The organism is Amorphus suaedae, assembly GCF_053629675.1.
Genome location: NZ_JBRJIT010000002.1, coordinates 1,288,446 through 1,307,370 on the forward strand (window position 1 = coordinate 1,288,446; position 18,925 = coordinate 1,307,370).

21 protein-coding genes are annotated in these 18,925 nt (G+C 68.4%); 10 read left to right on the forward strand and 11 right to left on the reverse strand.

The features are described 5' to 3' along the window. The first annotated feature begins 51 nt into the window (after positions 1-51). Genes AB7M35_RS19725 through AB7M35_RS19735 form a run of 3 tightly spaced genes read left to right on the forward strand, consistent with a single transcriptional unit; the run spans position 52 to position 2,596 of the window. A complete protein-coding gene (locus AB7M35_RS19725) occupies positions 52-984 on the forward strand; it encodes a DUF6282 family protein (protein ID WP_453962132.1) in 933 nt (310 codons plus the stop codon). 47 nt (positions 985-1,031) lie between these two features. Further along, positions 1,032-2,066 carry a quinone oxidoreductase family protein gene (locus AB7M35_RS19730; RefSeq protein WP_453962133.1) on the forward strand — a complete coding sequence of 345 codons (1,035 nt, stop codon included), beginning with the start codon at positions 1,032-1,034 and terminating at the stop codon, positions 2,064-2,066. A 20-nt stretch (positions 2,067-2,086) separates the two neighbouring features. Continuing rightward, a complete protein-coding gene (locus AB7M35_RS19735) occupies positions 2,087-2,596 on the forward strand; it encodes a hypothetical protein (RefSeq protein ID WP_453962134.1) in 510 nt (169 codons plus the stop codon). 18 nt (positions 2,597-2,614) lie between these two features. Here the strand turns inward: AB7M35_RS19735 and AB7M35_RS19740 are convergent, their stop codons facing one another. From AB7M35_RS19740 to AB7M35_RS19780, 9 genes are all read right to left on the reverse strand, one after another. Then, positions 2,615-3,553 (reverse strand): NADP-dependent oxidoreductase, encoded by a 939-nt coding sequence (locus AB7M35_RS19740; RefSeq protein WP_453962135.1) that lies wholly within the window; start codon positions 3,551-3,553, stop codon positions 2,615-2,617. Positions 3,554-3,686: 133 nt separating this feature from the next. After that, a complete protein-coding gene (locus AB7M35_RS19745; protein WP_453962136.1) occupies positions 3,687-4,148 on the reverse strand; it encodes a type II 3-dehydroquinate dehydratase in 462 nt (153 codons plus the stop codon). 26 nt (positions 4,149-4,174) lie between these two features. Further along, positions 4,175-4,792, reverse strand: a complete 618-nt coding sequence (locus AB7M35_RS19750; RefSeq protein WP_453962137.1) for a glutathione S-transferase — start codon at positions 4,790-4,792, stop codon at positions 4,175-4,177. Continuing rightward, a complete protein-coding gene (locus AB7M35_RS19755; RefSeq protein ID WP_453962138.1) occupies positions 4,789-5,214 on the reverse strand; it encodes a GlcG/HbpS family heme-binding protein in 426 nt (141 codons plus the stop codon). Before AB7M35_RS19755 ends, AB7M35_RS19750 begins: the two co-directional genes overlap by 4 nt. A gap of 8 nt (positions 5,215-5,222) precedes the next feature. Next, entirely contained in the window at positions 5,223-5,900 is a 678-nt protein-coding gene (locus tag AB7M35_RS19760) for a DUF1028 domain-containing protein (protein ID WP_453962139.1), read from the reverse strand. Positions 5,901-5,913: 13 nt separating this feature from the next. Next, positions 5,914-6,333: a RidA family protein gene (locus AB7M35_RS19765; RefSeq protein WP_453962140.1), complete on the reverse strand. Its 420-nt coding sequence runs from the start codon at positions 6,331-6,333 to the stop codon at positions 5,914-5,916. Between the two features lie 29 nt (positions 6,334-6,362). After that, positions 6,363-7,595 (reverse strand): acetylornithine deacetylase, encoded by a 1,233-nt coding sequence (gene argE / locus AB7M35_RS19770; protein ID WP_453962141.1) that lies wholly within the window; start codon positions 7,593-7,595, stop codon positions 6,363-6,365. 4 nt (positions 7,596-7,599) lie between these two features. Continuing rightward, complete coding sequence (locus AB7M35_RS19775; protein ID WP_453962142.1) at positions 7,600-8,091, reverse strand: flavin reductase family protein; 492 nt, start codon at positions 8,089-8,091, stop codon at positions 7,600-7,602. After that, entirely contained in the window at positions 8,088-9,542 is a 1,455-nt protein-coding gene (locus AB7M35_RS19780; RefSeq protein ID WP_453962143.1) for a 4-hydroxyphenylacetate 3-hydroxylase family protein, read from the reverse strand. Before AB7M35_RS19780 ends, AB7M35_RS19775 begins: the two co-directional genes overlap by 4 nt. A gap of 89 nt (positions 9,543-9,631) precedes the next feature. Here AB7M35_RS19780 and AB7M35_RS19785 point away from each other — a divergent pair, with 89 nt between their 5' ends. From AB7M35_RS19785 to AB7M35_RS19810, 6 genes are all read left to right on the forward strand, one after another. Beyond that, the gene (locus AB7M35_RS19785) at positions 9,632-10,576 is read left to right on the forward strand and encodes a LysR family transcriptional regulator (RefSeq protein ID WP_453962144.1); all 945 of its coding nucleotides are present in this window, start codon (positions 9,632-9,634) and stop codon (positions 10,574-10,576) included. A 253-nt stretch (positions 10,577-10,829) separates the two neighbouring features. Next, the gene (locus tag AB7M35_RS19790; protein ID WP_453962145.1) at positions 10,830-11,765 is read left to right on the forward strand and encodes a 2-hydroxyacid dehydrogenase; all 936 of its coding nucleotides are present in this window, start codon (positions 10,830-10,832) and stop codon (positions 11,763-11,765) included. Positions 11,766-11,824: 59 nt separating this feature from the next. Next, a complete protein-coding gene (locus AB7M35_RS19795; protein ID WP_453962146.1) occupies positions 11,825-12,844 on the forward strand; it encodes an ABC transporter substrate-binding protein in 1,020 nt (339 codons plus the stop codon). A 68-nt stretch (positions 12,845-12,912) separates the two neighbouring features. Then, complete coding sequence (locus AB7M35_RS19800) at positions 12,913-13,773, forward strand: ABC transporter permease (RefSeq protein ID WP_453962147.1); 861 nt, start codon at positions 12,913-12,915, stop codon at positions 13,771-13,773. Positions 13,774-13,783: 10 nt separating this feature from the next. Continuing rightward, positions 13,784-14,575 (forward strand): ABC transporter permease, encoded by a 792-nt coding sequence (locus AB7M35_RS19805; RefSeq protein ID WP_453962148.1) that lies wholly within the window; start codon positions 13,784-13,786, stop codon positions 14,573-14,575. Between the two features lie 55 nt (positions 14,576-14,630). After that, positions 14,631-15,755 carry an ABC transporter ATP-binding protein gene (locus AB7M35_RS19810; RefSeq protein WP_453962149.1) on the forward strand — a complete coding sequence of 375 codons (1,125 nt, stop codon included), beginning with the start codon at positions 14,631-14,633 and terminating at the stop codon, positions 15,753-15,755. Between the two features lie 20 nt (positions 15,756-15,775). Here AB7M35_RS19810 and AB7M35_RS19815 read toward each other — a convergent pair whose 3' ends face one another. Continuing rightward, positions 15,776-16,570: an HpcH/HpaI aldolase family protein gene (locus AB7M35_RS19815; protein ID WP_453962150.1), complete on the reverse strand. Its 795-nt coding sequence runs from the start codon at positions 16,568-16,570 to the stop codon at positions 15,776-15,778. Beyond that, positions 16,567-17,367: a GntR family transcriptional regulator gene (locus AB7M35_RS19820; protein ID WP_453962151.1), complete on the reverse strand. Its 801-nt coding sequence runs from the start codon at positions 17,365-17,367 to the stop codon at positions 16,567-16,569. Before AB7M35_RS19820 ends, AB7M35_RS19815 begins: the two co-directional genes overlap by 4 nt. Positions 17,368-17,518: 151 nt before the next feature. On the opposite strand from AB7M35_RS19820, the gene AB7M35_RS19825 reads away from it, so the two are divergent. Next, positions 17,519-18,925, forward strand: coding sequence for an FAD-binding oxidoreductase (locus AB7M35_RS19825; protein ID WP_453962152.1), 1,407 nt, complete (start codon positions 17,519-17,521; stop codon positions 18,923-18,925).

The window sequence follows — 18,925 nt, forward strand, 5'->3', positions numbered from 1 at the left end:
GCTGTCACGCCGCGGCGCGCCGTGGAGCGCCACAGTTGAGAGTCTGTGCACATGTCTGACACCGAGAGTTCCGCCGCCACCGACCGCGAGGCGCTGATCACCGAACTGCTGAAGGGCGCCGTCGACCTGCACTGCCACAGCGGGCCGTCCGTCATGCCGCGCGGCATCGATCACATCGAGGCCATGAAGGAGGCCGCCGAGGCCGGCATGAAGGCTGTCCTCGTCAAGGACCACTTCTATTCCGCGACGCCGGTGACGGAGCTCCTCAACCGGCAGTTCGGCCATCTCGGCGTGCAGATGCTCTCCGGGGTTCCGCTCAACAACACCACCGGCGACTTCAATCCCCACGCGGTCGACCACGGCATCAAGCTCGGCGCGCGGCTGGTCTGGATGCCGACCTTCTCCTCCGCCAACCACATCCGCCATCACCACGGCGATGACCACTTCGACACGAAGTTTCCCCAGACCGTCCAGGATGTGCTGGCCCCGCGACCGCTCACCGTGCTGGACGACGCCGGCGCGGTGAAGGACGAGGTGAAGGTCATCCTCGACATGATCGCCGCCTACGATCTGGTCCTGTCGGGCGGCCACCTGCACGTCACCGAGATCCTCAAGCTGTTCGAGGTGGCCAAGGCGCACGGCGTGAAGCGGCTGCTCGTCAATCACCCGACTTTCGTCGTCGACGCGACGCTGGAAGACGTGGCGACGCTCGCCGGCATGGGCGCCTACATCGAGCATTCGGTCTGCATGTGGGCGCCGGGCTCGTGCTTCCTCTTCTACGAGCCGGAGTTTCTCGACCAGCTCATCAAGGCGGCCGGAGTCGACAGGACGATCCTCGGTTCCGACCTCGGCCAGGAAGGCAATCCGAGCCCGGTTGTCGGCTTCCGCTCGGTGATCGGCATCTGTCTCGATCTCGGCTACAGCCCCGAGGATGTGCGCAAGATGATCGCGACCAATCCCTGCGATCTCGCCGGCATCGTGTAGGCTGGCGAGGGGCCGGTCCCGGACGCTGGCTCGATGGGGAGAGGCGCATGACGAGACTTCAGGGAAACGCGCCGGCCATCGTCTACCACCGCTTTGGCGGACCGGATGTCCTCGAACACGCGATGTTCCCCATCCCCGTGCCGGCGCGGGGCGAGGTCCTGCTGCGCCACACGGCCATCAGCGTCAACTTCTCCGACGTGAACGCGCGCCGCGGTGGCTTCTACCGAAGCGGCCCGGAGGCGATGCCGGTCATTCCGGGCAACGAGGCGGTGGGCGAGGTCGTCGCGCTCGGCGACGGGGTGAACGGGTTCCGCCGCGGCGACAAGGTCGCCTATGTCGGGATGGGCGGCGCTTTCTTCGCCGATACGGGCGCCTACGCGTGCTATCGCGCCGTACCGGCTGGCCGGCTGATTCCGCTGCCGGCGGGGCTGAGCGACGTCGACGTGGCAGCCATCCTCATGAAGGGCCTCACGGCGTCGTCGGCGATCCACCGCTTTCATCGGCCCGCCCCGGGGGAAACCGTCCTCGTCCACGCAGCGGCAAGCGGCGTCGGGCTCATCCTGTGCCAGTGGGCGAAGCACTGCGGCGCGCGGGTGCTCGGCACCGTCGGCACGCCGGAGAAGGCACGGATCGCGGTGGCGCACGGCTGCGACGAGACGATCCTTTACCGCGAAACCGACTTCGTCGCCGAAGTACGCCGGATCTGTCCGGACGGGGTAGCGGCGGTCTATGACGGGGTCGGTAAGGACACCGTCCTCGGCTCGCTGGATTGCCTGAGGCCATTCGGCAAGCTGGTGAGCTACGGCAACGCCTCGGGCCCGCCGCCGGCGGTGGACTTGCTGGCCCTCGCCGCGAAGGGGTCGCTTTCGGTGGGACGGCTGGCGATGGGTGATCACATCCGCGCGCCCCAGGACTATCAGGGGATGGCGTCGGAGCTGCTGGGGCTGTGCCTTCGGGGCGTGATCCGGCCCCATGTGGACGCGGTGATGCCGCTCTCCGCGGCGGCAGACGCCCACCGGCGTCTGGAAAGCGGCGCGCACGCCGGCGCGATCGTGCTGGTGCCCGATCCTGCCTCCGAATGAGCGGGCCCTGGACGTTCCGATTGAACGCGGCCATCCAATGCGGCCAAGCTGTATCCGTTCCCGCCGGTCGATTGGACGAGGGTTTCCCGACGATGATGTCCGCGTTTCTTTCCCTGTTCGGTCGCCGGCCGGTGGCAGCACCCGCACAGGCTTCGCCGGTCGACAGTGTCGTCGGCACCTGGGTGGTGACGGCGCCGGACGCGCCGTTCCCGCATCACGTGTTCGTCTTCAACGGGGACGGCACCATGCAGCAGGCCAACCCCGATGCCGGAAACGCCCTGACCAGCGACAGCGACGGCAAGGGCATCTGGGCCCGCCGGGGCGACGGGGTCGTCGGGAAATTCGTGGAGTTCACGGCCGACCGCGCAACCCACCGGCTGGTCAGCCGCGGCGAGGTGTCGTTCGAGATCGAGGTCGCGGGCGACACGTTGAGCGGGACCGCGACGGCCCGTTTCTACGATGAAGATGGCGCGCTGCTCAAAGGGCCGCTGCCGACCTCGCTCAAGGGAACGCGCCTGACGCTTCCCTGAGGAGGGGACGCTTTCGCGTCACGCCCCGATCTCGAGCACCGTCTTGCCGCGCGCATGGCCGCCTTCGGAATGGACCTGTGCCGCGGCGAAATCCGAGAACGGCATGACGTGTTCGACAACGGTGCGGATCCGTCCCTCCGCGACGAGGGCGACCAGGGCGGCGAGGGCCTCCGGATCGGGCTGCACCATCGGCTTGACCACGCGCACACCGAATTCCGCGCCGCGATCCTCGTAGGGTTCGGCGCTGAGGCAGACCATCGTGCCGCCCTTCTTCATGACCGAATAGCTGCGGCGGTGGACGTCGCCACCCACCGTGTCGAAGACGACGTCGATGTCGGTGAGCTGGTCTTCGAAGGCGCCCTGGTCGTAGGCGATCGCTTCGCTGGCGCCGAGGGCGCGCACGAAGTCGGCGTTGCGAGCCGAGCAGGTACCCGCCACCCAGGCGCCGCGCGCGTGGGCGATCTGGACGCCGAGGGATCCCACGCCGCCCGCCGCCGCGTGTACGAGCACCCGCATGTCCGGCCCGACCTCTGCGGTGGCCACCAGCGGGATCCAGGCGCTCAGTCCGGCAAGCGGCAGGGAGGCGGCGTCGGCGAACGACAGCGAATCCGGGATCGGCACCGCGAATTCTGCCGGCAGCACGATCTGCTCCGCCCAGGTGCCGACGCCGCGACCGGCCAGGAAGCAGACGCGCTCACCGACGCGCCCGGCATCGACGCCGTCGCCCACGGCGGCGATCACGCCGGCACCGTCGCGCCCGGTGATGGCCGGAAACGCGGTCGGCATCACGGCGCTCATCGCGCCGGAGCGGACCTTCCAGTCGATCGGGTTCACGCTGACCGCCCGCACGCCGACGACGACCTCGCCGGGCCCGGGCGTGGGCGCCTCGATGCGGTCGGCGGAGAGGACGTCGGCGGAGCCGTACTCGGCGAAGCGGATGGCGGTGATCTCGGTCATCGGTGTCCCGTGCTTTCCTTGCTGCGAGAGCGGTCCTGGTTCAGGCCCTTGCGATCTGAACGAAGACCGGCTCCAGGTCCTCGGCGGTCTGCGGGCTCGGCAACGTCGCGCCCTGTGGTCGCCAGACCGTTAGTCACCTCGTGGCGGCATCCCGCAGATGCGCGATCAGCGCCTGGACCGCAATGGGGTAGCCTTCCGGTCCGAGACCGATCACGCAACCGGTCACGACCGCGGCGAGCGGCGCATGATGGCGAAAGGGCTCGCGCTTGAACACGTTGCTGACGTGCACCTGGATGGCCGGTTTGCCGACCGCTGCCAGCGCGTCGAGGATGCCGATGGAGGTGTAGGACAGGCTGCCGGCGTTGATGACGATGCCGTCGGCGCTCGTCCGCGCGTCCTGGATCCAGTCGATCAGGGCGCCTTCGTGATTGGACTGGTGAAAGTCGAGGCTGGCGCCGAGCCCGGCCGCGGTCTCGCGGCACCGCTCGGCGATGTCGGCGAGGGTGAGCGTGCCGTAGGGGCCAGCCGGGTCGAGCCCGTAGAGGTTGGTATTGGGACCGTTCAGAACGGTGATGCGCAGCGGCGTTGAATCCATCGGCACTCTTTCGGGGGTCGGTGCGCTCATGCGGCCCGTTCGAACGGGCGGGTGGCGGCCATGGACGGGCGTTCGTCGAAGGCGGAGAACCAGTCGGCCGCGCGCGGCCGTCCGTCGCGCCAGGAAAGCTCGGGGTAGCGGAAGTCCAGGTAGCCGAGGGCGCATCCGATGGTGATGACGCCGATCGTCGGCTCCACCGGCAGGCTCGGCACGAGCGCTTCGATGCGGTCCAGCGCGCCACGGATCTTCGCAAGCTGGGCGTCGGTCCAGCCGGCCCAGCGGGCCTCTTCGGGCCGCATCAGCTTCTCGTAGCGCGCCGCGATGGCGGCATCGAGCAGCCCGTCGCCGAGCGCCTGCTGGGTCAGCGCCGTCCAGCGGGCGTCGCCCGATGGAAACAGGTTGGGCGCGTTGCCGCGGGCGGCCAGATACTCGCAGATCACCCGGCTGTCGTAGAGCACGGTCCCGTCGTCGAGGATGAGCGCCGGGATCTTGCCGAGAGGGTTGTGATCGACGAGCGCAGGATCGCGCTGCAGCGGGCTGGCGGCGTTGAACTCGATCTCGATTGCGTCCTCTAGGCCGGCCTCATGGGCGACGGCCATGACCTTGCGGACGAACGGCGAGGTCGGCGCGTGCAGCAGTCTCATGGCTGCTGGTCCTCCGCGCCGATGGCCGCGAGACCGGCCCGGGCGACTTCCACATCCTGCGCCCCGGTGCCCGAGCCCACGCCAATGCCGCCGACGCACACGCCGTCGAGGACGATCGGCAGGCCGCCTTCCAGGTTGGTCAGGCGCTGGCCGGCGGCCAGCGAGAGCTTGATCTCGTCGGCCGGATTCAGCCGGGAGGTCGGCTGGCTGTGGGAGGCGGCGGTGACCGCCTTCGACATCGAGGTTTCGCGGGACAGCAGGCGGGCGCCATCCATGCGGACGAACGCCAGAAGGTTGCCGCCGTCGTCCACGATGGAGATGTTCTGGGGCACGCCGAGTGCTTCCGCCTTGGCGACGGCGCCGGCGAGCATCCGAAGCGCGCCGACGTGGGTGAGCTTGAGAAAGGAACGGGTCACGGACATCGCCTGCCTCACGCGTCGCCGGGAACGCCGTAGGACGGCGCGGTGGAGGGATCGAGCGCGCGCGTCACGTACGCGTCCATCTGATCCTTCCAGAGGGTCCAGAGCGCTTCCAGTTCCGCCATGACGTCGCCGTCCGACCAGTCGATCCGCAGGTCCGCCACCGGCCAGGCGACGGTATCGACGATCAGCATGCCGACCGAATGGACCGGACCTTCCTCGCCGCCGGCCGCGACCGCCGCCTGCATGGCGGCCACCAGACGGTCGCCGATATGGGCATCGGGCATCGAGCGGAAGCGGTCGACCATCGCCCGGGGCACCTCGGGCGAGGCGAGCAGGTTGCCGGCCGCCGCCACGTCGGGTTCGACGACGATGCGGTGGACGCCGAGCGTCTTCGCGCCGGAATGCTGGGCGGCGGTGCCGCCGGCGCCGAGGATCACCACCTGCCGATAGTCGAAATGCGGCGCCTCGGCTTCGAAGCGGGCGAGCACCTCGGCCGGGGCAAGGCCCTCTGCCAGCAGGTCCAACCCCTTCGGACCAAGCGTCGGGTCGGTGATGTTCTGGGTCGCCACCACGCCGACTCCGGCGCGGGCATGGGCACAGCGCGCGGCAACCGCCGGCGACGACGATGACACCGCGATGCCGAACATGCCGGTGCGCGCGCAGCGGGCGGAGATGGAAAAGGTCACGTCGGCCTCCTGATCAGGCGTCGGGGATGACGGCCGTCACCTCGATCTCGACGACCCATTCCGGGCGGGCGAGGGCTTCCACGACGAGGCCCGTGGAGCACGGGAAGACACCCGCCAGCCACTTGCCCATCTCCTGGTAGACGGCCTCGCGGTAGCGGATGTCCGTCAGGTAAACGACGATGCGGCAGATGTGGGCGAGCTCGCTGCCCGCCTCTTCCAGCAGCATCTTGATGTTCTCCATCGCCTTGGCGGTCTGCAGCCCCGCGTCGCCCGGATGCAGGCTTTCGCGGGTGTCGAGATCCTGCGCCACCTGTCCGCGCAGGAACACCGTCGTGCCGCGGGCGACGACCGCCTGGGAGAGGTCGTTGTTCAGCTTCTGCTCCGGATAGGTGTCCTTCGTGTTGAAGGGGCGGATGCGGGTGTGCGTCGGCATGGAAGACGTGTCTCCTGAGGGCGTGTGGATCAGTTTGCGGGCAACGGGTCGGCCAGACGGGCGGCAAGGCGGGTCATCATCGCTCCGGCCTCGGCGAGCTCGTCGAGGCCGATCCATTCGTCGGCCTTGTGGGCGCGGCCGATGTCGCCGGGACCGCAGACGACGGTCGGGATGCCTGCCTCGGAATAGAGGCCGGCCTCGGTGCCGAACGACAGCGTGATCGGGGCATCGCTCCGCCCGCACAGCTGCGAAACGAGACGCACGGCGGGGCTGTCGGCCGGCGTGTCCAGGCCGGGATAGCGGCTGAGATGATCGACCGCGATGCCCGTGCCGTCCGTGTTGGCGGCAAGGGCGGTCCGCGCCGCGTCGATCAGCGCCTCGATCCGCGCATCCAGGGCGCTCGCGTCGGTGCCGGGCAGGATGCGTGCCTCGAACTCCATCACCGCATGATCGGGGACGAAGTTGAGGGCGTTGCCGCCGTGGAGCGAGCCGACGTGGACACTGGTCCAGGGCGGCGTGAACGCATCGTCGGTTTCGGCGCGCAGGTCGCGGCCGAGTGCCGCCAGCGCCGCCGCGAGTTCGGCGGCCGACTGCACCGCGTTCGCCGCAAGATGGGGGAGGGCGGAATGACCGCCGCGCCCGGTGAACGTCAGCCGCTGGGCGAGCTTGCCCTTGTGGGAGCGCGCGACGCGCAGGCCCGTGGGCTCGCCGACGATGCAGAGCGCCGGCGGCACCGGCAGGGCCGCCGTCGCGGCGACGAGGTCGGGGGCGCCGAGGCAGCCGAGCTCCTCGTCATAGGACAGGCAGATGTGGACGGGGGTGGCCGATGCGGAGGCCTTGAACAGCGGGACGTGGGCCAGCACCGAGGCCACGAAGCCCTTCATGTCGGTGGCGCCGCGGCCGTAGATGCGCCCGTCGCGGATCTCGGCCCGGAACGGATCGCTCGACCAGGCCTGGCCGTCGACCGGAACCACGTCGGTGTGGGCGGAGAGCGCGACGCCCGGCCGGTCCGCCGGGCCGATGGTGGCGAGGATGGACGCCTTGTCGCCGGCCGCGTTGGCGATCCGGCGGACCTCGACGCCTTCCGCCTCGAGCAGCGCAGCGATGTGGTCGACGACATCGAGGTTCGACCGCGCGCTCACGGTCGGGAAGGCGATGAGATCGCGCAGGATCGAGACCGTGCGGTCCGGCGACGGCGCCCCCGCATCATCGGGGCCGGCGGACGGGGCAGGCGTCGTCGCGGCGGGGCTGCGCACGCTCATCGGGTCACGCGACCTCCAGCCGGCGGTAGTCGCCGTCCGAGTAGAGCAGCGGCTCCTCGCCCTGGATCTCCACCGCAACCACTTCGCCCGCAATGATGCGGTGCGAGCCGAAATCGAAGACCTCGGCAAGCCGGCAGTCGAGGCAGCACAGGGCGCCCGCCAGGTGCGGGGAGCCGGTGACGAGGGCGCTCCATTCGCCGGCGGCGAAGCGATCCTCCCGCAGCTCCGGGATCAGTCCGGCGAAGCTGCTGGCCACCCGTTGCTGGCCCTGGGCCAGGATGTTCGCCGCGAACACGCCATTGGCGATCAGGGTCGGCAGCGATCGGTTTTCCCGATGCAGGCAGAACAGGACGGATGGCGGCTCCAGCGACAGCGAGCACAGGCTGGAGACGGTGACGCCGACGCGGCCATGCGCCCCGTCGCTGGTGACCACCGTGACGCCGGAGGCGATCCGGCGCATCGCCCCGCGAAACCGCTCCGGCAGGACGGTGCTCATCCGGCCGATCCCGTCACCTTGTCGGAAAGGCCTGCCACCTTGCGCACGAAGTCCAGCGGCCCCGCGAAGTCGAAGGCGTTGTAGACGGCGTTCAGGTGGTTGAAGTGCGGGGCCTGGGCGAACTGCACGAAGGTGAGCCGGTGGCCGGCGTAGTCGGAGTTCAGCAGGTCGCGGGCGAACGCCAGCAGCTTGCGGCGGTCCTCCGCCTCCCACTCCTTGTTGAGCGAGTAGAACTTCTCGAGCCAGGGGCCGGTCTCCGTGCCCTCGAACGACGCGGCGTTCGGCGTCACGCAGATCTGGCCGCCGCAGAGCTCGCGGGCGATGTGCATCATCGCCGGCAGGTTGGCGCAGGCATGGACGCGGCCGGCGTAGAGCAGCGACTGGTTCGGCATCAGCAGCCCGCCGGGGCTGGTTTCGGCGGTGGCGATGGAGGCGGTGAGGTGGGCGTTGATGCCCTCCCGGTAGCAGACCAGGTCGGCGAGCTTCTCGCGGACCGCCTGCAGCTTGTCTAGGCCGGTCTGGCGGGCGTTCCACATGGCCGCGCCGATCATCATGTCGGCCACGTACAGGAGCCGGTGCACGTACGGGAACGCGGAGTAGCGGTGCAGCGTGGCGCGCACGAACTGGGCCGCCTTGGTGTGCTGGTAGAAGAACACGTTCTCCCAGGGGATCAGCACGTTGTCGAAGATCACCAGCGATTCGATCTCGTCGAACCGGTTGGCGAGGGGATAGTCGCGCGGGTCGGTGCGCCCGGCGAAGGACGATCGGCAGATCTGCTTCACGCCCGGCGCGCCCATGTCGACGATGCCGCCGACGGCGTAGTCGGAGAGCTTCTCGTTGGTCCACGCGCCAACGGTCGGCTTCAGGAAGGCCTGGTCGGCATAGGCGGCGGCCGTCTCGTACTTGGCGCCGCGGATGACGATGCCGGCATCGGTCTCCTTCACGACGTGGACCATCATGTCGGGGTCCTGGTCCTGGGGCGGCAGCGAGCGGTCGCCCTTCGGATCGGTGTTGGCCGAAATGTGGAAGATGTCGTTGTCGAGGATCGACTGGACGTGCCGGTCGACGTTGTCGGCGAAGCGGGGATCGAACTCGGCCAGCACGTCGCGCCCGTCGATGAGCGACCAGACCTCGCCGATGGTCTCGTCGCCGACGCGGGTGACCACGCCGCCGATGTCCTTCATCACCAGGTCGACGGCATCGATCTTGTCGGTCCAGTCGCGCTTCTCGCGCGGCGGCTTGTGGAAGATCGTGTTGCGCCGGTTGTCGTCCAGATAGGTGAGCTGGTCCTGATAGCGAGCCTCGTGGGCCATGTCGTACATGCGGGCACGGACGTCCACGATCGGCTTGAATGCCGGATGCGTGGTGACATCCTTCACCCGCTCGCCGTCCATCCAGATCTCGCGACCGTCCTGAAGTCCCGCTCGATAGTCTTCGCCCGTACGGATCATGCGCCTACCTCTTCGCTGTCCGCTGATATTGCGTTGCGAAGATGGATCGTTAAAACATTTTCATACGTTGCTTTGGACCGGAAAAACCGATGCATATCTCGCTCCGCACCCTGCGCTACGTCGTGGCCGCCGCCGATTTCGGCAATCAGACCGATGCGGCGAAGCATCTGAACGTGTCCCAGTCCTCGATCTCTGCGGCCATCGCCCAGTTCGAGGCAGAGTGCGGGGTACAGCTCTTCGTGCGCCATCACGCCAAGGGGGTGTCGACGACGATCGCCGGCACGCGCATCGTCAACGAAGCGCGCATGCTGCTGAGCCACGCGCGCAATTTCGCGCAGAACGCGCGGGCGATGGCCGACGAGGTGCGCGGCGAGATCGCGGTGGGCTGCTTCTGGACGATCGCGACCCATTTCATGCCGGGCCTGCTGTCCACCTTCGCCGAGACCCACCCCGGCGTGACCGTGGGGCTCGACGAGGGCGACCACCAGCAGATCCTCGATGGCATCATCTCCGGCCGCACCGAACTCGCGATCTCCTACGAGCTGTCGCGGCCGGAGGAGATCGTGGCCGAGCAGCTGGCCGAGCTGCCGCCGTGCGCGGTGCTCCATTGCGACCATCCGCTCGCGCAGCGCGACAGCATCAGCCTGTCGGAGCTGCGCAACGAGCCCTTCATCCTGCTCGATCTGCCCCATTCGCGGGACTACTTCATGCGGCTGTTCCGGTCGGTCGGGGTCACGCCGCACATTGCCTTCCGCTCCAAGGCGTACGAGCTGACGCGCGGGCTGGTCGGGCACGGGCGCGGCTACACCATCCAGAACATCCAGCCGAAGACCCAGGTGACCCACGACGGCGGCCGCGTCGCCGTGCTGCCGATCACCGACGTGCTCGAGCCGGTGCGCGTGGTGAGCCTGAAGCTGCGCCGGCAGGCGCCGCGACCGGTCGTGGATGTCTTCGAACGCCATCTCAAGGCGTGCTTCTCGCCCGGCGGCATCCTCGCCCCCGGAACGCTGACGCCCAACGCGCCGCTGCGCTGACGCGGTGTCCGACGGCCCTTTCGGGCCGCGGCGAAGGCGCCCGGTACGCCAGTATCTCGGCTCTTGGGCTGCATTGGGAAAGCCGATCCTAGACGCCAGTTAAAACTATTTTTCCTGTCAACGACACTCATGCCAAATTTTGGGCCATGAGTATTATTTCATCATCCGCTTGTGGCATGGTGCGTCGCACAACGGCGGCCCGAACGGACGTTCGTGTCGGATCCGCCAGCGTTTCTGCGAGGACCGATACGCCATGAGCGGAGATGCGCTCGTCTTCTACAGTCTTGTCGACGATGCGGCCGCCTGGCGCGACGCGCTGCACAAAGAGCTTCCCGATCTGGACGTGCGGGTCGATCCCGACGTGGGGGATCCGACGGACATTGGCTACGCGCTGGTGTGGTTGCCGCCGAAAGGCTTCTTCCAGCGGTTTCCCAACCTGAAGCTCGTCACCAATCTCGGCGCAGGCGTCGATGCGCTTGTGCGGCGCGACGACCTGGTCCCGGTGAAATTCTCGCGGCTGTCGGACACCGGCATGGTCGAGATGATGTCGAGCTACGTCGTCTACGCCGTCACCCGCTATGCCCGCGACATGCACGTCTTCGAGCGCGCCAAGCTCCGGGGCGAGTGGGAGTACGTGCATCCGCGCCCGCTGTCGGAGATCAAGGTGGGGGTCCTCGGCCTCGGCGAACTCGGCGCGCCCGCGGCCGCCGCGCTGGCTCGGATGGGCTATGCGGTCTCGGGCTGGTCGCGGACGGAAAAGTCGATCGACGGCGTTCGCTCGCTCACCGGCCGGACAGGCCTGGAGACGATCCTCTCGGAGAGCGAGATCCTCGTCAGCCTGCTGCCCCTGACGACCGACTCGCGCGCCCTGCTGGGCGCCGCGGAACTGGCGCTGATGCCGAAGGGGGCGAAGTTCATCAACGTGTCGCGCGCGGCCGTGGTCGACGAGGACGCGCTGATCGCGGCGCTGACCAGCGGCGCCATCGCCGAAGCGACGCTGGACGTCTTCAACGTCGAGCCGCTGCCGTCGGACCATCCGTTCTGGACGATGGGCAACGTGTTCATCACGCCGCACATGGCCAGCATCACCGTTCCGGCGCTCGCCGCGCACGACGTCGCGGAAAGCATCCGGCGCGTGCGGGCGGGCCGGCCGCCGTTGCACGAGATCGATCCCGTCCGCGGCTACTGACGCGGGCCGGAAGATGAGGACCGGGCGGTGGTGGGCCGTCCGGAAGAGGAGGTGGACTCATGAAGAAGTTGGCATTCGCCATCGGCGCCCTGGCGCTGATGGCCACGACGGCGCACGCCCAGGATCCCCTGGTGATCAGCACCTGGGGCGGCAACTGGAAGGAAGGGGTGAAGATCGTCGGTGACGAATTCACCAAGCGGACCGGCGTCGAGGTCGAATACATCACCGGCGGTACTCTGGACCGCCTGGCAAAGGCGAAGGTCGCCCGGGACAATCCCGAGTCCGACCTGATCAACACCACGGCCCACGTCGGTTATCTCTACTACGCCGACGGGCTGATGGAGAAGCTCGACTACGAAAAGATCCCGAACGCCGCCAAGCTGTATCCGATGGCCAAGCGCTCGGACTACACGGTCGCCGACTATGTCTACGTCTACACCCCGGCGTTCCTTCCCGAAGCGATGCCCGAGGGTTTCGAGCTCGATTCCTGGGAAGTGCTCTGGGACGAGTCCATGAAGGGCAAGCTCGGCCTTCCTGACTTCGACCCCAGCCACATCATCATCGCGGCGACCAAGCTCGCCGGCGTGAAGCCGGAGGAATGGGACAAGGTGAAGGACAAGCTCCTCGCCCTGAAGCCGAACATCAAGGCGTTCTACCAGTCCGACGCGACCAGCCAGAACCTGATGCGCACCGGCGAAACGCCGGTCCAGGTCCTGCTTAACATCAACGGCTACCACCTCGAGAAGCTCGGTGTGCCGGTGAAGATCGTGGTGCCGAAGGAAGGCGCCGTGGTCGGCATCGACGTGTGGGGCATCAATGCCGGGTCGAAGAAGAAGGAGCTTGCGCAGAAGTTCCTCGACATCGCCCTGGAGCCGGAGATGCTCGCCAAGCTGTGCAACTTCCACAAGTGCTCGCCGATGAGCCCGGACGCCAAGCTTGATCCGGAAATCGCGAGCCTTCCCGGCATCTTCACCAGCGCCGATCAGATCGAGAAGGAAGCCATCGTTCTCGACGACAAGACCTACGCCACGCTGCTCCCGCAGTGGAAGGTGTGGTTCACCGAGAACATGATGAACTAGACGGCACTTCCCGCTCAAACTCCCGGCCGGCCGCGTCCCGCGCGCCGGCCGGCCTTGCGAAGAGACCGATGACCAGCACGCGACGCCCCTTCTTCGTCACCTTTCTCGCACCCGCGGTGCTCACGGCCGTCATCCTGGTCGCGGCGCTGTTCGAGGTGATGCAGTACAGCGTGCGCGAATACATCCCGGGTTCGCTGAACGTCGGTGGCCTGACGCTCGACAATTTCGTGCGCATCAACAAGCCCATCTACTGGGGCGCCTTGATCAACACCTTCTACATGAGCCTGCTCACGGCGCTTTACTCGCTCGTGCTGAGCTATCCGGTCGCCTTCGCCCTGGTGCGCACCGAGCGGGACTGGGTGCGCTCGATCCTGATCGCGCTGTCCATCACGCCGCTCTTCACGGGCGAAATCGTGCGGACCTACTCGTGGATGCTGATGCTCGGCTCCGATGGCTTCGTGAACAGCCTGCTGCAGGGGCTGTCGCTGACCGATGCGCCGCTGCAGATCATGTACACGCGCTTCGGCGTGGTCATCGCGCTGGTCCAGTTCTCCATGCCGGTGATGATCATCCTGCTCGCCACGGCGATTTCCCATGTGGACCGCGACCTGGAAAAGGCGGCCGCCAACCTCGGCGCGCCGCCGCTGACGGTGTTCTGGAAGGTCACGCTGCCGCTGACGGCGCCGGGTGTGCTGTCCGGCGTGGTGGTGGTCTTCGCCTGGACGATGAGCGCGTTCTCCACGCCCCAGTTCATCGGTGGGGGCAAGATCCTGATGATCTCCAATCTCGCCTACCTGCAGGGGTTTTCGACCCTCAACCTGCCGTTCGCGGCAACCCTCAGCCTGATTGCGCTGGTGGCGGCGCTGGGCAGCCTGGCGCTGGTGAAATCCATGACCGGGCGGCTCGAGAAGCGCCTGGCGATCAACTGAGAGGCTCCTGATGAGATCGTTCGCCTTCTGGAGCCTGGTCGTCGCCATCCTCGTCTACATGACGCTGCCGACGATCGTCGTCCTGATGACCTCGGTCAATCCGACCGAGATCCTGGCCTTTCCGCCGGAGGGCGTCTCGTTCCGCTGGTACGAGAAGGCGCTCACCTACCGGGACTTCCAGATGGCGTTCAAGAACGGCCTGATCGTCACGGGCTGCGCCTCCACGCTGGCGCTGCTCGTTGGCTCCGCTTTCGCCTGGCTCGTTCATCGCTACACGTTCAGCGGACGGGGCCTGCTGGAGGCGGTGCTCTGGTCGCCGCTCATCATTCCGCACTTCACGCTCGGCTTCGGCTTCCTGCTGCTCGGCGGCGTCCTCGGCCTGACCCAGGGCTACGTGATGATCGTGCTCGCCCACATGATGCTGGTGATGCCGTTCGTCACCCGCGCGGTCTACGTGAGCCTGGCCAACGTCGACCCGAACCTCGCCCGCGCCGCCGCCAGTCTCGGGGCTTCTCCCTTCAAGGTCCTGACCCGCATCGAGCTGCCGCTGGTGCTGCCGGGCATGGCCGGCGGCTGGCTGATCGCGGCGGTGATCTCGCTCACCGAGTTCACCGCGTCGCTGTACGTGACGGGCAGCCGGACACAGACGCTGCCGGTGGCGATGTACAACTACATCCGCGAGTACGCCGATCCGACGGTGTCGGCCATCTCGGCGATGCTCATCATCGCGACCACGCTCATCATGTTCTTCGCCGACAGGGTGTTCGGCCTGCGCCGCGTCCTGGCCATCGACAGCCACTGAGGCTGTGACCGATGCCGCCGCTTTCCCGTTTCAGCCCCATTCGCCGCGAGCCATGATGTCGCAAGATCTGCCGGACACTCCGACCACCCCGCGCGAGCCGCATGCGGTCCAGCTCTATCGTGTCCGCAAGGACTACGGCGGGGCGATCGGCGTCCATGACCTGTCGCTGACCATCGAGAAGGGGGAGTTCGTGACCCTCCTCGGTCCGTCCGGCTGCGGGAAGTCCACGCTGCTTGGCATGATCGCAGGCTTCATCACGCCGACGGCCGGCAAGATCGTCGTCGGCGGCGTCGATCTGACCGACGTGGAGCCCTACAAGCGGGACATCGGCATGGTGTTCCAGAACTACGCCCTGTTTCCGCACGTCAACGTCTTCGACAACATCGCCTTCGGCCTGCGAATGCGCAAACTGCCAAAGGCGGAGATCGAGCAGCGAACCCGGCGCGGCATCGAGATGATGAAGCTCGACGGGCTGGAGCATCGCCGGGTGCGGGAGCTTTCCGGCGGCCAGCAGCAGCGTGTGGCGCTGGCCCGCGCGGTGGTGATCCAGCCGAAAGTGCTGCTGCTCGACGAGCCGCTGTCGGCCCTCGACAAGAACCTGCGCGCCCAGATGCAGATCGAACTGTCCGAACTGCACCGCAACACCGGTCTCACCACGATCTTCGTCACCCACGACCAGGGCGAGGCGCTCAGCCTCTCCGACCGCATCGTGGTGATGAACAAGGGCGAGGTGCAGCAGGTGGCATCGCCGATCGACCTCTACAACACGCCTGCGAACGGCTTCGTGGCGTCGTTCATCGGCGAGATCAACGCGTTGCCAGATGCGCGCTACGAGATCGACGGCGCCGAGGCCGCGCTGTCGTTCCCCGGCATCGGCCGGCTCGGCGCCTCACGCCGCGCGGAATGGACATTCGCGCATGGAGCGGCAGTCCGGACGTTCCTGCGGCCCGAACAGGTGCTGCCGGTCACGGCCGCGACGCCGGCCGGCAACCGGGTGGACGGCGTGGTGACGAACCACATCTACCAGGGCTCGCACACCATCACCCGGGTCGAGGTTCCGGGCATCGGCCTGGTGCAGACGCGCGTCACCGGCTCGGAGATCGTCTCCACCCACCCGGTCGGCGCGCCGATCACGCTGCACTTCGACCTGGACGAGGCGATCCTGCTGCCTGCCGGCTGACGGATCTTCCGGTCCGTCGATCAGCTTCCGAGTTTCGGGCGCGGCGCCTTGCGGAATTGGGCGAGCGCGTCGGTCGTGGCGAGCCGCAGCGCTTCCGCGTCGCTGGCGAGGATGGTGAACTGCGCCCCGAGCGCCCGCCATTTTGCGCCGACGGTCTCGTTGATCGAGAAGGCCCCGCCGGCGCATTCGGCCGACCTGGCATCCGACAGGATCTTCGCGACGGCCTCGGTGTGGCGCGCTCCGACGTTCGGGAATTCGCCGAGGGAGAGGGCGAGATCGCCGGTCCCGATGAAGATCAGGTCGACGCCGTCGACCGCGGCGATCTCGGCCGCGGCTTCCAGGCCCGCGACCGTTTCGATCATCACGCCCACGAACGGCGGATCCTTCTGGTCGGCCGCAAAGTGCGCCGGGAAGTCGAAGAGGGGGCGGATGCCGCCGGCCGAGCGGATGCCGTGGGGCGGGTAGCGCGTGGCCGCGACGGCGGCGCGGGCCGTCTCGACGTCGTCCACCATGGGGACGATGACGCCCGCCGCGCCCGCCTCCAGCGCCACCGCGATGTCCTCCGTGCGGGACGACAGCGTTCGCACCAGCGGGATGGTTCGCGGGGAGACCGCGATGATCGCGCTTTCCAGCCGGTCCCGGGTCCACAGGCCGTGCTGGAGGTCGAAGACGGCTGCGTCCGGGCGACTGTGGGTCATCGCCTCGGCCGCCGCGGGCGAACCGAGTGCCAGCCACACGGCTCCGATGGGATCGCCGGCGTCGAGGCGGGCCCGGAGGCCCGCCGCAGCGGTGGGTTCTGTCCTGGCTCGTTTCATGGGGCTCGCTTCTTCTTGGCCGTCGTGTCCGGGGGGCCGGCGGAACGAGGCCGGCTCCGGTTCGGGAATGGTGCGGGACCGGCGTGACGCGCGTCGCGCGGGAAAGCGGGCGTCGCGTCGAAATGGTCGATGAACGAGGTCAGCGCTGAGGCGATGAAGGCTTCCATCGCGGCGGCCGCGGCCGGACCGGCGTTCGCCTGCAGCGCGTCGGCGAGCCTGCGGAGCCCCAGGAGGGCATCGCGGCGCGCCTCCGCGTCGTTCAGGGTCGTGCGGCGTACCAGCGCCACCTGATCGTCGAAGCGCCGGAGCGTTTCGCGCAGGCGCCGGTTCGGAACGCGTTCCAGCCAGGCCGCGCGGAAGTCGACGTTGGCGCCGGCGAAGGCGGCAAAGTCCCCGGTTTCGGCGGCAGCCTCGACCTGCGCCAGCGCGGCGGCGATGGCCTTCCGCCCGTCGGCGTCGAGGGACACGGCCACATCCCGGACAGCGGCCGGCTCCAGCAGGCGGCGGATGGCGAAGATCTCCTCCACATCGTCCACCGAAAGGCGGGGGACGGTGAAGCCGCCCTCGTGGGTCTCGACCAGCCCGTCGGCGGCGAGCCGCAGCAGCGCCTCGCGCACCGGCGTGCGGGACACCGTCAGCAGCGGCGCCAGGGACGCATCGATCAGCCGCTCGCCCGGCTCGAAGCTGCGCGCGCGCAGCATCGAGCGCAGGCGGAGATAGACCTGCTCTCCGAGCGGAACGGCGCGCTCTACCGGCGCCACCGTCCGCATCTGGCGACCCTGGTTGCCCGCGACCATCGCAATCCCCTGACGGCGCCTCCGACCACTTCCAGCCGCGCCGTACACTGTATACGGTGTTTGGTATGGTTGGCTTCGTCAAGGAGTTTTCATGACCGGCAGCGCGGCAATGATTCCCGACGCACCCGGACGCGGCGGAGTTCATCCACCGTTGCCTGAGGCGGATTTCGACGTCTTGTGCGCGGACATCGCGGCCGCCATCGGGGCGGACGGCATCGGCCGCGATCCCGATCTCCTGCAGAAGCACGCGTCGGACTGGAGCGGCGTCGTCCTGTCGCAACCGCGCGCGGTGGTCCGTCCGCGCACGACGGAGGCGGTTGCCGCGGTGCTGCGCCTCTGCAACGCCGCCGGCCAGACGGTGGTCGTCCAGGGTGGCCTGACGGGGCTTGCCGGGGGCGCGACGGCGGGGCGCGGCGAACTGGCGCTGTCGCTGGAGCGGATGGCGGCGATCTCGGCCGTCGACCGGACGGCCGGCACCATCACCGCGGAGGCCGGTGCGACGCTCGGAAACGTCCAGGAGGCGGCCGTTGCCGAAGACCTCTTCTACGCGGTCGACCTAGGGGCGCGGGGAACCGCGGCGATCGGCGGCACCATCGCCACCAATGCCGGCGGCATCCGCGTCCTGCGCTATGGGATGACCCGCGAGCAGGTGCTGGGCCTGGAGGTGGTGCTGGCCGACGGCACGGTGCTCTCGGACATGAGCGGCATCGTGAAGAACAACACCGGCATCGACCTCAAGCAGCTCTTCATCGGCAGCGAGGGCACGCTCGGCGTGGTGACGCGCGCCGTCCTGAAGCTGCACCCCCTGTTCAAGGCCAGGGCGACGGCCTGGGCGAATGTCGCGGACGCCGCCGCGCTGCCGCTGCTGCTCGCCGAGGCGCGCGACCGGCTGGGCGGATCGCTGGGCGCGTTCGAGCCGATGTGGCTGGACTATCTGCAGACCGTGGAGCGCCGGATGCCGCGATTCCGGCTGCCGCTGCCGGCGGAGGGCGCGGCGCTGATCGTCGAATGCCTCGGCGCCGACCAGGCCACCGAGCGGGAGCGGCTGGAGGCGTTCCTCGCCGACATGATCGAGGCGGGTCATCTGACCGACGCCGTGCTGGCCGACACCATCGACCAGGAACGGCGGATCTGGGCGGTCCGCGACGAGGTGCCGGCGGACTATCCGGTGGCCTTCGCCCAGATCGTTCCCTTCGACGTCTCGATCCCGACCGCCCGCATGAGCGCTGCGGTGGACGAGATCCGCAGCGGCATCAAGGCGATGCTGCCGGACGCCGATCTCCTGTTCTACGGCCATCTTGGCGATGCGAACCTGCACGTCGTCATCGGTCTGCAGGCCGCGCTGCCGTCGCAGGAAAAGCTGGCCGCCGAGCGCGTCGTCTACGACCTCGTGCGCGCGCTGGGCGGCTCGGTCTCGGCGGAACACGGCATCGGCCGGCTCAAGCGCCCGTGGCTTGGCCACACCCGCTCGGCCGCGGAGATCGCGACGATGCGGCGCCTGAAGGCGGCGCTCGACCCGAACGGCATCCTCAATCCCGGACGCGCCTTCGCCGAGTGA

Coding starts and splice junctions, on each gene's coding strand:
- AB7M35_RS19725 (WP_453962132.1), top strand. CDS start 52: ATGTCTGACACCGAGAGTTCCGCCGCCACCGACCGCGAGGCGCTGATC.
- AB7M35_RS19730 (WP_453962133.1), top strand. CDS start 1,032: ATGACGAGACTTCAGGGAAACGCGCCGGCCATCGTCTACCACCGCTTT.
- AB7M35_RS19740 (WP_453962135.1), bottom strand. CDS start 3,553: ATGACCGAGATCACCGCCATCCGCTTCGCCGAGTACGGCTCCGCCGAC.
- AB7M35_RS19745 (WP_453962136.1), bottom strand. CDS start 4,148: ATGGATTCAACGCCGCTGCGCATCACCGTTCTGAACGGTCCCAATACC.
- AB7M35_RS19750 (WP_453962137.1), bottom strand. CDS start 4,792: ATGAGACTGCTGCACGCGCCGACCTCGCCGTTCGTCCGCAAGGTCATG.
- AB7M35_RS19755 (WP_453962138.1), bottom strand. CDS start 5,214: ATGTCCGTGACCCGTTCCTTTCTCAAGCTCACCCACGTCGGCGCGCTT.
- AB7M35_RS19765 (WP_453962140.1), bottom strand. CDS start 6,333: ATGCCGACGCACACCCGCATCCGCCCCTTCAACACGAAGGACACCTAT.
- argE (WP_453962141.1), bottom strand. CDS start 7,595: ATGAGCGTGCGCAGCCCCGCCGCGACGACGCCTGCCCCGTCCGCCGGC.
- AB7M35_RS19775 (WP_453962142.1), bottom strand. CDS start 8,091: ATGAGCACCGTCCTGCCGGAGCGGTTTCGCGGGGCGATGCGCCGGATC.
- AB7M35_RS19780 (WP_453962143.1), bottom strand. CDS start 9,542: ATGATCCGTACGGGCGAAGACTATCGAGCGGGACTTCAGGACGGTCGC.
- AB7M35_RS19785 (WP_453962144.1), top strand. CDS start 9,632: ATGCATATCTCGCTCCGCACCCTGCGCTACGTCGTGGCCGCCGCCGAT.
- AB7M35_RS19790 (WP_453962145.1), top strand. CDS start 10,830: ATGAGCGGAGATGCGCTCGTCTTCTACAGTCTTGTCGACGATGCGGCC.
- AB7M35_RS19795 (WP_453962146.1), top strand. CDS start 11,825: ATGAAGAAGTTGGCATTCGCCATCGGCGCCCTGGCGCTGATGGCCACG.
- AB7M35_RS19800 (WP_453962147.1), top strand. CDS start 12,913: ATGACCAGCACGCGACGCCCCTTCTTCGTCACCTTTCTCGCACCCGCG.
- AB7M35_RS19805 (WP_453962148.1), top strand. CDS start 13,784: ATGAGATCGTTCGCCTTCTGGAGCCTGGTCGTCGCCATCCTCGTCTAC.
- AB7M35_RS19810 (WP_453962149.1), top strand. CDS start 14,631: ATGTCGCAAGATCTGCCGGACACTCCGACCACCCCGCGCGAGCCGCAT.
- AB7M35_RS19815 (WP_453962150.1), bottom strand. CDS start 16,570: ATGAAACGAGCCAGGACAGAACCCACCGCTGCGGCGGGCCTCCGGGCC.
- AB7M35_RS19820 (WP_453962151.1), bottom strand. CDS start 17,367: ATGGTCGCGGGCAACCAGGGTCGCCAGATGCGGACGGTGGCGCCGGTA.